The organism is Uliginosibacterium flavum, from assembly GCF_040566545.1.
GTDB classification, from domain to species: Bacteria; Pseudomonadota; Gammaproteobacteria; order Burkholderiales; family Rhodocyclaceae; genus Uliginosibacterium; species Uliginosibacterium flavum.
This window is the reverse complement of record NZ_JBEWZI010000001.1, coordinates 13,656-27,873: the sequence shown is the minus strand read 5'-3', so window position 1 is coordinate 27,873 and position 14,218 is coordinate 13,656. Positions and strand designations below refer to the sequence as shown.

Here is a 14,218-nt window from a genome sequence, read left to right as displayed (position 1 = left end):
GTCCGGGCTTTCGCTTGGTGTTTCGATTCAGCTGATCTGCGTTGAGGTTTGGGCGCGACGGGCAAGGCGCCAGTGGAAACCGAAGATCCCGATATCGATCAGGATGATGATCAGGGCGTCGATCAAGGTTTGCAGGCCCTCACGTTTTTCCGTGTCGAGGACGCGGGCGTAGGAGGCTTCCCGCTCGGCAGTCAGTACCGCCGGGTCCGGCGTGGATGCGGGTTTTTCGGGGTCCCAGCGGTGGATGAAGCTGTCGTTATAGGCGCTGTTCGATTGGTGCTTGAAGTAGGTGTCTGAAGTGATCGTAAAGTCGGGTTTGAGCAGACGGACCGTGTTTTTCAGAGCGATGCCCATGCTGGCTGCAAAGCAGACGAGGGTGACGAAGCAAACCGCCAGGGCGTAAATTTCAAGAACTGATTTTTTCAAATGAAGGACTCCGGTGCGTTCAGGAGCATTTTGTTGTGAATTCCCTGCGCGTCGATCAGGGGGCCGGCGCTTACTTCAACAAATTGTCCAGATCCTTGTTGAGCTGCTTCATGTAGTCGCGCTCGGCCTTGTCACCGGATTCGCCAGCCGGCTTGATGGGCTTGGCGGGTTTTGGCTCGACAGGCTTGGTGACGGGTTTCTTCGCGGGCTGCGGAATAGGCTCAAGTCGGGCGGGCTCGGGCTGCGGTTTGACAGGCTCGATTTTGGCGGGCAAGGCTTCGACGGCTTGGCTGGCGGCGGCGCTTGCCGGGGATTCGGCTGGGGCCGGGGCGCTGATCGGCGCCATGATGACGGGCGGCGGCGGGGCTATGGGCGACTGGATCACCGGCGGGCTGATCTGTGGCGCCGAGCTAGCGGCTTGCGGGGCGCTGGCGTTTTGTTGCTGGGTGACATACCAGCCGGCACCACCAGCCGCGGCGAGGGCGAGGACGCCCAGACCGATGAACAGTGGAGCCTTGCTGCTGGCGGCTTTGGGCGTGCGTTGTTCGTCGGGATCGATGGCGGGCACGCGGCGCGGGGCGGGTTTTTCGACAGGCGGCCTGGAGACCGGCGTAGGGCGGGCTTGCGCAGCCTGGGGTGCTGCTGAGGCAGGCGCAGCGGGGCTCTTCGGTTGCTCCAGCTCGAAAGCCAGGTCCGGTGCGGCTGTCGGGGCTGCTGTTGGTGAAGTGGCCTCCGGTGCGGTCGGGCGCAGGTTGATGCCGATCAGATCGCGCATCTCGGCCATGGTCTGCGGGCGGTGCTCGGGCTTGACGGCCAGACAGTGGTCGAGGCCGCGCAGGAAGGTGTTGCTGTAGCGGCCGGCGGCGATTTCGGCGAGGGGCTCATAGCTGTCCTGCACGATGCGGCTGACGGAAGGTGGCGGCAGTTTCTTGGCGATGCTGAAATAGCAGACGGCGGCGAGCGCATAGATGTCGGTCCACGCGCCTTGCTTCATGCCGGGCATTTCGGCGTATTGCTCGATGGGCGCGTAGCCGGGCTTGAGGATGACAGTGAGGGCCTGGGTCATGTCGCTGATGACACGCCGGGCGGCACCGAAATCGAGCAGCACGGGGCGGCCGTCACGCAGCAGCATGATGTTGTCGGGCGCGATGTCGCGGTGGAAGCAGTTCTGCTCGTGAATGATGCCCAGCGCCTCGGTGATCGGGTCGAGGATCTTCTTGAGCCAGGCTTCGTCGGGCGGGCTGGTGCGCTCGCGCAGGTTGTCACGCAGGGTTTGCCCGTCGTAGTAGGGCATGGCCATGTATGCGGTGCTGTTGGCTTCCCAGAAGCGATACACCTTGACCAGTGCGGCGTGATCGAACTGGGCGAGGAGGCGGGCTTCATTCACGAAGCTGCGCCGGCCGATCTCGAAGGTTTCCTGATGGCGTTCGCTGCGCACGATCACGGAGGCATCGTCGCCGCGCGCGGCCAGCGAGGAGGGCATGTATTCCTTTAGCGCGACCTTGCGTTCCAACGAGTGATCCTGCGCCAGATAGACGATGCCGAAACCGCCTTCACCGACCAGCCCGATGATTTCGAACTCGCCCATGCGCGTGCCGATGGGCAGCGCGTTATGCACGCCGCCAGCCTTGGAAGCGGGGTTGGTGCTGCCTTGGGCTGCGCCGCCAAGTACGACGGTGTTGTTGTCCTTCGGGGTGTCAGTCACGGTGTTGAGTCCAGGGCGGGCTTCAATAATTTCTCTAGGCGGGAGTGTATGCCAGCATGCGTGTAAACACATCGGGGCGGGGCATGCCCTGACAGACAAAGCCGGCTTGCTGGCCCTCGGCGTTGCAGGCAAGCCACAGCGAGTGCCCGGCCAGCAGGCCCGCCAGCAGGTCGTTTGCAGCCAGCACGGCTTGTGAGCCAAGCTGGGAGCCGATCTCCAGCGGGGCGAAGATGACAGGCCCGTTCGACGGGGCCGGCAGGGCGATAGCGTGCAGGGCGCTGTCGAAGGCTTCGACTTCGCTGGCGCTCAGGCCCGCGTGGGCGGCGGATTCCAGATCGGCAAACCATTCGTCGAGGCGACTGGCGCTGGCATAAGGCGCGGCTATGGTCAGCGGAAAATAGCGCCCGACCCGATCCACCGAGGGCACCAGGATGCCGGCCCAGGGCTCGGGCGTGAGGCAGTCGGCGGCCAGTACGAAGCGCCAGATGTCGCTGGTCAGAAAAGTGTCCAGCCAGGCTTCGCCCAGCTCGGCGCGGCTGGCCGCCACGCCTTGTTGCAGCCAGGCGTCCCAGGGCTGGATGAAGCTCTGCGACAAGCGCCGGCTGGCGAAATCACCGAGGAAAGGAAGTTTGCCGTACCAGCCAGGGGCGCTCATGCGGGCCTCCGGTGGGCGTTGAGCTGGGCGTGACAGCGTAGGTGCGACTTCAGTCGCACACCACGCGCGGCAGGCCGACTGAAGCCTGTCCTGAGTTCCGTCGAAGGGTCGGCTCTACAAAAAAGGAGGGCAGGCTTTTGTGCGAAATTTGTCTCCATGCTTACAGCCCGGCCGGGCAACGGAACTCTGCCAGTTCGCGCAGGCGGAAGGGGTTCTGTACGCTGCTGGTGGTGACGTCAAACACGGCGGTGCGGCCATCCACGTTGAAGGTGACGCGGAATTTTTCAGGCGCTGAGCCGGGCTCGATGTTGGCCTTGTCGAAGATGCGGAACAGTGCCCAGGGCCCTTCAATAGTGACGCCAGAGGCGCCGCTGGGGCCAGGTGGCGTGATCTGCACGCGGGCCGACAGGCCGCCGCGCTGGCCTGGCCATTGCACGCTCTGCAATTGCTGCGGGCCATGGCTGTATTTGATGAGCTGACCGTCCACGTCCAGTGTGAAGCTGGTGATCGCCGGGTCCATTTCCACCGGTTTGAAGTCCAGACGCAGGGCAGCGCCGCTGCGGAAGAACACGTCACGGATGGTCGCGGCGCGCTGGAACTGGGCCAGATTGCCCGGATCGCCCAAGGATTGTTCCTGCACGCGCTTGAAGGACCAGGGCTTGGTGGAAGTGTCGACAAACTGGGCCAGATTGCGGTTGAAGAAATCCTCGATCTTGCCGTTCGTGCCGAACAGTGCAGCGAAGTCGTCGCGGGTGACATCACGGTTACTGCTGCGCACGAAGGGATAGCGCCCTTCGATGGCCTGGCTGCAGAACTGGCCGATCTGCGCGTTCACATCAGCGGAGAGCGTTTGGCGCAGATTCGACAGGGCCTGGCCAGTGCCGGCCGCGGTGAGCTGCTGCAGCAGGCCGCGCATCGGTTCGGGCATGCGTGCGCTTTCGGCCTTGGCGCGGTTTGGCACATCGGATTGCGGCATCGCCACCTTGTCGCGCTGGGCGGTTTCCACGGCCGAGAGGAAGGCGTACACATCGCCGAGCAGCTGGATCGCCGAGTTGAGCGGAGCGCTCTTGTCGTCCGGAGCGCCGACATTGGCACGCAGCGTGGCGAAGTGATCATCCACGATGCTTTCGATGGAGGCGCCGGGGGCCGCATCGCGTGGGGCGGCGGCATTGCCGAAAAGCATCTTGCCGAGCTGCGATTTGGTCTCCGAGATTGCTTCCTGTGCCTTGCCGACGACCGCCACATTGCTGGTTTTATTCAATGTGGTTTCGCGCGACAGCGCCCGCATCAGGCGTGCCATCGGTGAATCTGGCGCCGACAGGACGCGGGCGATCTGGATGTTCTGCTGCAGGTTGGCGGCCTTGGCGACGCTGATGTCGTCGATGAAGGCGTCCCAGATGCGCACGTATTCATTCAGATACAGGCGCCGCACTTCCTGACCGATCTTGACGCTGTCATCGAGTCGACGTTGGCCTTCGCTGATTCCCAGCACCCAGGGCTCCTCGTCAATCAGGCGCTTGGTCTGGCTGGCGACATTCTTGTCGAAGGCCTTGTGATAGCCATCAAAGGTGAACAGGCCGGGCACGCCAACGCTCAGCGCCTTGCCGCTCTTGCGGGCATACACGGTGACGGCAGTTGGGCCGACGGCTTTTTCGATGGTGAAGGGGGCGACATCCTCACCCACGCCCTGACGTTTCAGGCGGCTGAAGATGCGGTCGGGCAGCGGATAGCGCAGCAACTGGTTGCGCACATTGGCGACCAGATCCTTGTTCTGCGGAATCGGTGCGATCACCGGGCCGTCGGCAAACAGGGCGGCCAGATGGCGCGCCAGTGCAGCGCGTTGCTCGGGGCTGGCATTGCCGGGCAGATTCTGATCCCAGTCGAAACCGATCCAGGCTTGCAGCGCTTCGGCATCGAAATGCTCGGCGTCGAAGAGCATCAGGTAGGCCTTGAGGGCTTCGTAGCTCAACTCCAGATTATTGGCGTCCACACTGCGCAACTGGCTTTCGATGCGATTGGCGATGCGCGGGTAGAGCACATCGCGCAGCAGGCTGCGATAGGCCTGATCAGCCGCCGCATCGAGCTTGTCGCCTTGGAACAGGCCGAAACGCAGGCCCATCGGCACGCCGTCGGCGGTCGTTGGGGTTTTTGCCACGCCCTGCACGGTGTCGATCACCGGCAGGATGCCGATCAGATCGTCCGGACTGGCCATGCGCGCATCATTGACGATTGGCTGTGCGGCCTGCACCTGCGCGGCGACTTCATTGATGTAGCTGCGGTTGCGCAGGGTGCTGACGCCCCAGCCGACGAGCAGGAGCAAAGAGAGCATGGCCATGCCGCCCATCACGGCGAAGCGCGCGAGGCTGCGGCGATGTTCCCATTTCAGGTTGGCGCCACCGATGCGTTGTTCGGCGAAGACCACATCGCGCAACAGGCGGGTGATGAAGAAGCTTTTGCCTGCACCACTGGCTGGTGGCACGATGCGCCGCTCCAGACCGAAGGCTCCGCCCAGACTGCTCATCACGCGATCAATTGGCGATCCTTCCTGGGTGCCGCTGGTGAGATATACACCGCGCACCATCAGCGGATGTTCGAAGCCGGAAGGGGCGAAAACCTTCTCGGCAAAGCTGGCCAGCAGACGCGTGGCAATGGCGAATTGTTGATCGAAGGCCGCGATGGCGCCGCGCCGGGTGAGGTCGGTTTCCTGTTGCAGACGGCCGATCAGCAAGCCTTCGATGCGCTGGCGCAGGGCATACAGTTTGGCGGCGATGTCGCTCATCGCGTCTTCGCTGCTCTGGTTCAGCGGGAAGGTGACGCCCCAGACCTGGTCGCGCGCTTCCTTGCCCAGATCGGCAAAGTATTCGTTGAAGCCGGCGATCAGATCTGACTTGGTGACCAGCAAATAGATCGGCAGGCGCACGTTCAGGTCGCTATACAGTTCCTGTACGCGGGCACGTAGCACATCGGCATGGCGCTGGGCCTGATCTTCATTCATCGCTAGCAGATCGCCCATGCTGACGGTGAGCAGTACGCCATTCAGGGGCTGACGCGGGCGGTGCTTGCGCAACAGGGCAACGAAGCCCTGCCAGGCTTCGCGGTCCACGCTCTGGTTGGAATCCTGCGTGGTGTAGCGCCCGGCCGTGTCGATCAGCACCGCGTCATCGGTGAACCACCAGTCGCAGTTACGCGTACCGCCAACGCCCTTGAGCTGTTGCGCCCCGAGTTTTTCGGCGAGCGGAAAGCGCAGGCCGGAATTGACCAGCGCGGTGGTCTTGCCCGAACCCGGCGCGCCGATGAAAACGTACCAGGGCAGTTCGTACAGATGGCGGGTGGAGCCCAGCGAGAGAAAGCGCGACAGGCCGCCTTTCTTGGCTGCTGCTGCAGCCTGGCTCTGCTTGAGCACGCGCATGGCTTCCTGGAAGCGCTCATGCAGGATCGCCGCTTCGCTGGCGGTCTGGGTATGACCAGCCATGCCCTTGGGCTCGCTGGATTTGCTCAGGCCGTCGAGCAGTTGGGTGTTGTTGCGCCTGGCGCGCCAGCGGCTCCAGGCGAAGCGGCCGATGAAGAACAGCAGCATCAGCGCGATCAGGGTGAGGCGCACCCAGGGCGGATCGAAGGGCTCGTGATTGGCAAAGGCAATCAGCGGCAATACGAACCAGATGACGGCGACCAGGGCGAGGATGCCGAGGATGATGAAGACAGTCTTGAGGATGGATTTCATCGCGGGCTCTCCGGATCAGTTGGTGCCAGCGGCAGGGAAGACAATGATTTCCACGCGGCGATTCAGTGCGCGGTGCGCGGGCGTGTCATTGGGTACGACCGGCTCGCTGTCAGCAGCGCCCTCGGCCCGGATCTTCTGGCGGCTGCCCAGTTGCGTGGCCAATGCACTGGCGACGGCCTCGGCACGGGCCTGCGACAGATGGAAATTCGACGGGAAGCGCGCGCTACGGATCGGCACGTTGTCGGAGTGGCCGCGCACCAGAATCGAACCATTGACCTTGCCCGCGGCGGCACCAATGCGCGTCAGCAGTTCGGCAAAGCTGTCGGACAGGGTGGCACTGCCGGCGCCGAACAGGCCATCGCCGTGCACCAGCACGATGCTGCGGTCGGACAGGTCACGCACCTCGAGGCGGCCCTGACGGATTTCCTCGGGCAGATAGGTCTGCAGACGCGGCGGCACCTTGGGCGCGAACTTCGGCGGCGGTGGTGGCGGCACCTTGAGGCCGAGGATGGTCGAGAAAGTCGGATCGGACTGACGATTCAGCAGCCACGACGCGGTCATGTACGCGGCAAACAGGATCAGCGCGGCAATCGCGCCCAGCGCCCACAGCGGCACGCTGTCGCGCAGCGGCTTGGTGGCGCGGGCAGTGGTCTGCCATTCGGGGGAGAGTTCGCGCGGTGCGTCACCGCGCTCGCGTTGCAGCACCTGCGCGAGGCGCTCGCGCACGGCGTCGAGTTGGGCCTTGCCGTTTTGCAGCACGCGGAAACGGCCTTCGAAACCGAGGGACAGGATGATGTAGAACAGCTCCAGCAGATTGCGGTGCTGGGCCGGTTGTTCCGCCAGCTTGCCGAGCAGCTGGAAGGCTTTTTCGCCGCCCCAGGCTTCGTTGTGGAATTGCACCAGCAGGCTGCGCTGGGCCCAGATCTTCTCGCCCCAGGGCGTGTTGGCGGCGGTCTCGTCGAGGAAGCTGCACAGCGCATAGCGCGCGCCGATGACATGCTCGTTGAGCATGCCGGCTTCGCGGGCGCGTTGCTCGAAGGTCTGGATGGCGCGCGCCAGTGTCTCACGCAGGCCAGCCGGATCGGGGTGATGGGCCGCGCGCAGTTGTGGTGCCAGATTCAGTAACGGCGCGGCGGCAGCGACCAGTGGATTCAGACCGGCATTCCAGTCCAGCGCGGCCAGATCGATGCGTTCGAAACTGTCGTTCGAGCGCGGAGCGGCTGGCTGGGCAGCGGCTTGGCCACCCTGCGGCACGGCGCGGGCACCGGGCGTGGGGATGACGAAATTCTGTTGGCGTGTGGCGAATGGATCGTTATCGGTCATGGCTGTAACACCCTGCAAGGTGAGTGGCTCGCCTCGCGGCATGCCGGTCATTGTTGTGTGCTGCTGCGTTACTGTGGCCGCGAATTGTGCGGTATTTCCAATTCTTGCCTGCCTGCAGAGCCTCACCGGGCGGACTTCTTCAGGCTGCCTGTCCTGTCAATCAGGATGGGCGTGGGTCTTGTTGATGCCTGCTTGTAGATGTCCGTCCAGTGCGGCTCTTCAGGCTGGTGTTCTTAAGCCTTGATCGCCCACAGCGATACTTCCAGCCCCGGGAAATCGCCCGAGACATACATGCCCAGACCGCCCGAGGCATCGAGCTGCTTCCACAGATCGCCCGTGGTTTCCAGTTCGAAATAGCTGAAGCCGGCGTGGAAGGGAATCTGACGGGGGGCGACGGGCAGCGGGCGCAGGGCGATGCCGGGTAGCTGCAGATTGACGAGTTCGCGGATCTTTTCGACCGGGCCGAGCTTGGCCTGGGTCGGGAAGCGGCTGCGTACCGCCTCGCTGGGCATCTGCGCATTGACGGCAAGGACGAAGCCGGCCTGACGCAGCAGGCCGCGATCGGCGATGTTGCCGACATAGCGACCTTGCTGATGGTCGACGAGTTCGATCTGCACGGCATTCTGTTCGAGGATGGCGGAAAGGCCGCGACGGATTTCGCGCATCAGCGCGTCGAAGCTCAGTTGCAGGTTGTCGTGCTGATAGGGCGGTAGTTCGGCCGGCCGGCGTTTGTCGCCGACCAGAGTGGCTAGCTCGCCCATCAGCGTGAGCATCTGGGCATAGAGGCGTTCGGGGTGCAGCGGGTTGAGGCCGGACAGATGTTCGAAGACGGGCTGCTGGCGATTGACCGTGAGCAGGAACAGGAAGTCGGCGATTTCGGAGACGCCGCCATGTCCGGCCTGGGTCATGCGCCCGGCCAGGGCCTCGCCGCGCTGGCGCAGCAGGCCGAGGATTTCGCGCAAAACGGTGGTGAGCTGTTTGTCGGCAGCGCAGGCCAGGGTCGGCGGGATGTAGCCGCGGTCGACGAGGAGGGAATTATCGGGTTTGCGTTCGGTGATGCGGATCACGCCGATCTTGACGTAGGCATCCGAGAGTTTCGATTCCAGTTCCAGCACAAGACGTGGCTGGCCGGTCTGCAGGGCTTCGCTGGCGGCACTCTGGCAGGTGGCGTCGGGCAGATTGTCTTCGCCGATGGCATAGCGGGCGAGCGGATCAGTGCCGCTGGCGTCGTTGACTTCGGTGGCAAACGGTCGGCGTAGTGGCAGGGACAGACAGACCAGCGCATCGCGTGAATCGGCCGGAAAATCGAAGGCGGCCGGCGCGCCATGCGCGGCGGGGAATTCGAAGGGTGTGCCATCGGGCAGGATGCCCGCTGCGCCCTTGATGGCGATCTTGCCGATCATCAGCGCGGTTTCATCGAGTTCCAGCGTGCTGAAGCCATATTGATGGGGTGCGAGACTGCGGGTGCGGGCTTCAAGCTGCCATTCGGCATGCCGATCCTGCTGTTGAAAATGCTGCGGCCGCAGAAACAGGCCTTCGGACCAGACGACTTTACTGAACCATGACATAGGGGTTTCCGTTCAAGATTTCATTGCAATTCAGAATGGCCGGAATTTGGGAATCGTCGGCGTGGACGGTGCTGACGGCGTGGTCGGCATGCTTGGCGCTTCCGGCACCTTCAGCTGCGGCATCTCCGGCGCCTTGAGCTGGCTTGGATTCGGTAGTTCCCCCGGCTTGAGCAGCGAGGAGTCGATGCCTTGAGCGGCAGTGATGCCGTCTTCTTTGGCGATGACATATATGTTGTTGGTTTTGTTTGGCAACAATTGCACGCTACTGCGCCAGGCTGCGCGGTCAATATTGCGGAAAGCTGCCAGTACGGCGACGAACTTTCCTTCGCCGGCATCACGTGGATCAAGGCGGAGAATTTCGCCAGGTTTGAGCGTCATTTCTTCGCGCCAGACCACCGCGTCTCCCAGCGTTTGCTGATCTTTTTCGTAGAGCGAGAAGAAGTCTGCGGCGCTGAAAGCGGCAAGGTTCTTCAGGATGTAAACGCGCACAACAACAGGAGTGGCACGGTTGCGTGAATCGAGATTGAGCTTGTTGTCGGCCGCCACCATGATGCGGGCGATAGTGGGCTCAGGCGGTTTGGGCGGAGCTTTTGCGAAAAACGAACAAGCACCCAGCATGAGCGGCAAAGCCAGCAACAGGATGGCTTGTTTGGACGAGGCGGTGAAACACATTTCAGCCATTCTCCTTCTGCATAAAGGGCGATCAACGCGGCACGCCGGGAATCAACCTGTAATCTTACTGCGAGAGCGTGAACGATGTTCGCGCACTGCCCGAATTCCACATGTATCGAAGTATTCCGGTTCTTGCTTGAGGTTGCATTTCGCGGACGTGTACTCGCAGCAAATCGTAACGATTTTTGGGCTACGACACCCTTTGTATTGTGGAGCCCGCATTCCGTCTGAAAATCTGCATGCGTTTGGCTCTTTGGGCTATATGATCTATGTCAATTATTGTCTATATTAGTGAGTCCTGCGGCGCTTGTGCCAATTTCAGGACGAGCGGGTAGTGGTTTTGTATTGCCATGCTTTGTGCGTGGCTATTGCGGTGTGGCTGGAGCTTTTTGAGTCGGGGGACTGAATGGCGCTGGATGTGGATGTGAATGCTTTGCTTGGATCCTTGGGTGATGAGGCTCCTTGTGGTCCGAATCTGGAATACGACGCCGAGTTCTTGCAACTCGAAGAGGCTGCGCGGACTCAGCCTGAGCAGGAATTTTCGAACACGGATACCGGGTCGCGTCTGAAAATCGAGGGGCAGGGTGCCAGCTGGGTCGAGGTGCGCAAGCTGTCCGAGTCGCTCTTTCTGCGTACGCGCGACCTGCGTGTCGCTACGTACTACGCCCGTGCATTGCTGCGCACCGAGGGTTTTGCGGGGCTGCCCCCAGCATTGGCGTTGATTCACGGTCTGCTTGATGTCCATTGGGATCATGTACATCCACAACTGGATCCGGATGATGACAATGATCCAACAATGCGCGTCAACGCGCTGGCTCCCTTGGTGGCTGTGGACGCTGTGCTGGATGACTTGCGCGCGGCATGGGTTGTGAAGTCACGTCAGTCTGGCATCTTGACCGTGCGCGATATCGAGGTTTCGCAAGGTCGTCTGGCATCGCGTGCGGGTGAGCAGGCGTTCAGCGAGGCGCAGGTTATTGGTATGTTTACCGAGGCGCTGGCACAGGATGCTGAATTAGGCGAGCGCATTCGCGGCTGCGTGGCGCAGGTCGGGGCGCTCTCTGCGCTTTTGCAGGATAAGGTTGGATCTGCTGCTGCGATTGATTTCAAGCCGTTGCGCGACATGTTGCTCGTTGTGCAGAGGGCTTTGCCTGCGGGTGCGGAAGCTACAGCGGACGTGGTTGCGGAAGAGGGGGCTGTGTCTGTGTCAGGCGTGGCGATGGCGCGGCCTGGCGAGATCGCTTCCCGTCAGGACGTGGTGACAACGCTGGGGCGACTGGTTCAGTATCTTGAGCGCCACGAGCCGACGAACCCTGCGCAACTGCTGATTCGGCGCGCGCAACGGGTGATGGATATGACCTTTCTTGAGGCAATCCAAGAGTTGGCTTCGGATGGTCTTGATCAAGCGCAGCGCTCAGTTGGTGAACAGTTGGGTGAGTAAATATCAGCCTGTACAGGCCGGTTGTAAGTAGATCGCAATAGTAGTTCCAATAAACGATTCAGGACGGAGAGTCAGCATGGCGACCAGCAGTCAGAAATTCATTGCGCGCAATCGCGCCCCCCGGGTTCAGATTGAGTATGACACCGAGTTGTATGGTGCCGAGAAAAAGGTGCAGCTGCCTTTCGTGATGGGTGTGTTGTCCGATCTGTCGGGCAAGCCGGTCGAGCCTCTGGCGCCGGTTGCGGATCGCAAATTCCTGGAGGTGGATGTCGACAATTTCGATAGCCGCATGAAGTCAATGAAGCCGCGGGTGGCCTTTCAGGTGCCCAATACGTTGACGGGTGAAGGTAATCTGAATGTTGAATTGACGTTCGACAGCATGGATGATTTTTCGCCGGCCGCCGTGGCGCGCAAGGTGGATTCGCTCAACAAGCTGCTTACCGCACGCCAGCAGTTGGCCAATCTTGTGACCTACATGGATGGCAAGACGGGCGCTGAAGAGCTGATCGCCAAAGTGCTCAATGACCCTGCTTTGCTGAACACTCTGGCCGCAGCCCCCAAGGTTGAAGGCGAGTAATCAGGTTTCGAGCCGTTTTTTTTGAGTCATTCCGAATACACCCGAATCGAAGGAGTTCAGCATGGCTGAATTGCAACAAAGCAGTGCCGTAGCCGGCGCCGTACTGGAAGGCAGCGAACTGGAGTCGTTGCTGCAACGCGAGTTCAAACCCAAGACTGATGAGGCGCGCAGCGAAGTCGAGCGTGCCGTGCGTACATTGGCTCAGCAGGCCTTGTCGCAGACTCAGCTGATTGGTTCCGATGTGGTGAAAAGCATCGAAGCGATCATCGCCGAGCTGGATCTGAAACTGTCCGAGCAGATCAATCAGATCATGCACCACGACGATTTTCAGAAGCTGGAAGGCGCCTGGCGTGGTTTGCACTATCTGGTAAATAACACCGAGACTGACGAGCAACTCAAGATCCGTGTGATGAATATCTCCAAGGCGGATCTGGGCAAGACGCTCAAGCGTTACAAGGGTACGGCCTGGGATCAGAGTCCGATTTTCAAGCGGGTGTACGAAGAAGAATACGGCCAGTTTGGTGGCGAGCCTTTCGGTTGCATGGTCGGCGATTATCACTTTGACCACAGCCCGCAGGACGTGGAGCTTCTGAGCGAAATGGCCAAGGTTTCTGCCGCAGCGCACGCACCCTTCCTGGCCGGCGCTTCGCCCACGACTTTGCAAATGGATTCCTGGCAGGAACTGGCTAATCCGCGCGATCTGACCAAGATCTTTTCGACGCCTGAATATGCCGCCTGGCGCTCACTGCGCTCGTCCGACGATGCACGCTATCTGGGTCTGGCCATGCCGCGTTTCCTGGCGCGCGTGCCCTATGGCGCCAAGACCAATCCGGTTGAAGAGTTTGATTTCGAAGAAGATACCGGTGCGGCCGATCACAGTAAATACACTTGGGCTAATGCTGCTTACGCGATGGCTGTGAATATCAACCGCTCCTTCAAGGAGTTCGGCTGGTGCTCGCGCATCCGCGGGATCGAATCCGGCGGTGCGGTCGAAAATCTGCCTGTGCATAGCTTCCCGACCGATGATGGCGGTGTGGATATGAAGTGTCCGACCGAGATCGCGATCAGCGATCGTCGCGAAGCCGAGCTGGCCAAGAGCGGTTTCATGCCCCTGATTCACAAGAAGAATTCCGACTTCGCAGCCTTTATCGGTGCTCAGTCGCTGCAAAAGCCGGCTGAGTACGACGATCCGGATGCGTCCGCGAACGCCAATCTGGCCGCACGTCTGCCCTATCTTTTTGCCTGCTGCCGCTTCGCCCATTATTTGAAGTGCATCGTGCGTGACAAGGTCGGCTCCTTCAAAGAGCGCGAAGACATGCAGCGCTGGTTACAGGACTGGATCATGAATTACGTGGATGGTGATCCGGCTCATTCATCTGAAGAGACGAAGGCCCGTCGTCCGCTGTCTGCGGCCGAGGTTGTCGTGGAGGAGGTTGAGGGTAATCCAGGCTACTACACGTCCAAGTTTTTCCTGCGTCCGCACTATCAACTCGAAGGCCTGACCGTTTCCCTGCGTCTGGTATCGAAGATGCCTTCTGCTAAAGCCGCCTGATCTGGAATTTTTGCTGTAACGAACCCGCCCCAATGCCGGCCCGTGTCGGGCTGGCTTTTCTGACAAGGAGAAGGAAACATGGCTGTAGATATGTTCTTGAAGCTGACAGGTATCAAAGGTGAATCGCAGGATGCCAAACATAAAGGCGAGATTGATGTTCTGGCTTGGAGCTGGGGCTTGTCCCAGTCCGGCACCTCGCACATGGGCGGCGGCGCCGGTGCGGGAAAGGTTAATGTTCAGGACATCAGCATTACGAAATATGTTGATAAATCAACGACTCCGTTGATTCTGAATACGTGTAAAGGCGCACACATCGACGAAGCCGTACTGGTTGTGCGTAAGGCCGGCACAAGCCCCTTGGAGTACATCAAAATCACGATGAAGCAAGTGATGGTGAGCTCCCTGAGTACTGGCGGTAGCGGTGGCGAAGACCGCTTGACTGAGAACGTTTCCTTGAACTTCGCTGAGTTCAAGGTGGAATACTGCGAGCAGAAGAAGGACGGCTCGGGTGAGGCGCCTAGCACTGCGGCATGGAATATTCCAGAGAACGTGGCAAAGGGTTGATCCTTGTGACGTTTCGC

The 14,218-nt window shown here is 61.1% G+C and carries 11 protein-coding genes; 4 read left to right on the top strand and 7 right to left on the bottom strand.

Going from position 1 to position 14,218, the window contains the following annotated elements; genetic code table 11:
- Positions 1 to 27: 27 nt before the first annotated feature.
- The 7 genes from ABXR19_RS00120 to tssJ all read right to left on the bottom strand — a co-directional run bounded on the left by ABXR19_RS00120 (position 28) and on the right by tssJ (position 10,079).
- Positions 28 to 426 carry a hypothetical protein gene (locus tag ABXR19_RS00120; protein ID WP_354599042.1) on the bottom strand — a complete coding sequence of 133 codons (399 nt, stop codon included), beginning with the start codon at positions 424 to 426 and terminating at the stop codon, positions 28 to 30.
- 70 nt (positions 427 to 496) lie between these two features.
- Positions 497 to 2,131, bottom strand: a complete 1,635-nt coding sequence (locus ABXR19_RS00115; protein ID WP_354599041.1) for a serine/threonine protein kinase — start codon at positions 2,129 to 2,131, stop codon at positions 497 to 499.
- A 34-nt stretch (positions 2,132 to 2,165) separates the two neighbouring features.
- The gene (gene tagF, locus ABXR19_RS00110) at positions 2,166 to 2,786 is read right to left on the bottom strand and encodes a type VI secretion system-associated protein TagF (protein WP_354599040.1); all 621 of its coding nucleotides are present in this window, start codon (positions 2,784 to 2,786) and stop codon (positions 2,166 to 2,168) included.
- A 160-nt stretch (positions 2,787 to 2,946) separates the two neighbouring features.
- Positions 2,947 to 6,507, bottom strand: coding sequence for a type VI secretion system membrane subunit TssM (gene tssM, locus ABXR19_RS00105; protein ID WP_354599039.1), 3,561 nt, complete (start codon positions 6,505 to 6,507; stop codon positions 2,947 to 2,949).
- Between the two features lie 15 nt (positions 6,508 to 6,522).
- Positions 6,523 to 7,830 carry a DotU family type VI secretion system protein gene (locus ABXR19_RS00100; RefSeq protein ID WP_354599038.1) on the bottom strand — a complete coding sequence of 436 codons (1,308 nt, stop codon included), beginning with the start codon at positions 7,828 to 7,830 and terminating at the stop codon, positions 6,523 to 6,525.
- A 233-nt stretch (positions 7,831 to 8,063) separates the two neighbouring features.
- Positions 8,064 to 9,398: a type VI secretion system baseplate subunit TssK gene (gene tssK / locus ABXR19_RS00095; protein WP_354599037.1), complete on the bottom strand. Its 1,335-nt coding sequence runs from the start codon at positions 9,396 to 9,398 to the stop codon at positions 8,064 to 8,066.
- Between the two features lie 30 nt (positions 9,399 to 9,428).
- On the bottom strand, positions 9,429 to 10,079 hold the full coding sequence (tssJ, locus tag ABXR19_RS00090; RefSeq protein ID WP_354599036.1) for a type VI secretion system lipoprotein TssJ: 651 nt from the start codon (positions 10,077 to 10,079) through the stop codon (positions 9,429 to 9,431).
- Between the two features lie 397 nt (positions 10,080 to 10,476).
- Between tssJ and tssA the strand changes: the two genes are divergently transcribed.
- The 4 genes from tssA to ABXR19_RS00070 all read left to right on the top strand — a co-directional run bounded on the left by tssA (position 10,477) and on the right by ABXR19_RS00070 (position 14,201).
- Complete coding sequence (tssA, locus tag ABXR19_RS00085) at positions 10,477 to 11,508, top strand: type VI secretion system protein TssA (RefSeq protein WP_354599035.1); 1,032 nt, start codon at positions 10,477 to 10,479, stop codon at positions 11,506 to 11,508.
- A 76-nt stretch (positions 11,509 to 11,584) separates the two neighbouring features.
- Complete coding sequence (gene tssB / locus ABXR19_RS00080; RefSeq protein ID WP_354599034.1) at positions 11,585 to 12,085, top strand: type VI secretion system contractile sheath small subunit; 501 nt, start codon at positions 11,585 to 11,587, stop codon at positions 12,083 to 12,085.
- Between the two features lie 61 nt (positions 12,086 to 12,146).
- Positions 12,147 to 13,637, top strand: coding sequence for a type VI secretion system contractile sheath large subunit (gene tssC / locus ABXR19_RS00075; RefSeq protein WP_354599033.1), 1,491 nt, complete (start codon positions 12,147 to 12,149; stop codon positions 13,635 to 13,637).
- A 78-nt stretch (positions 13,638 to 13,715) separates the two neighbouring features.
- Positions 13,716 to 14,201, top strand: coding sequence for an Hcp family type VI secretion system effector (locus ABXR19_RS00070; protein ID WP_354599032.1), 486 nt, complete (start codon positions 13,716 to 13,718; stop codon positions 14,199 to 14,201).
- Positions 14,202 to 14,218 lie beyond the last annotated feature (17 nt).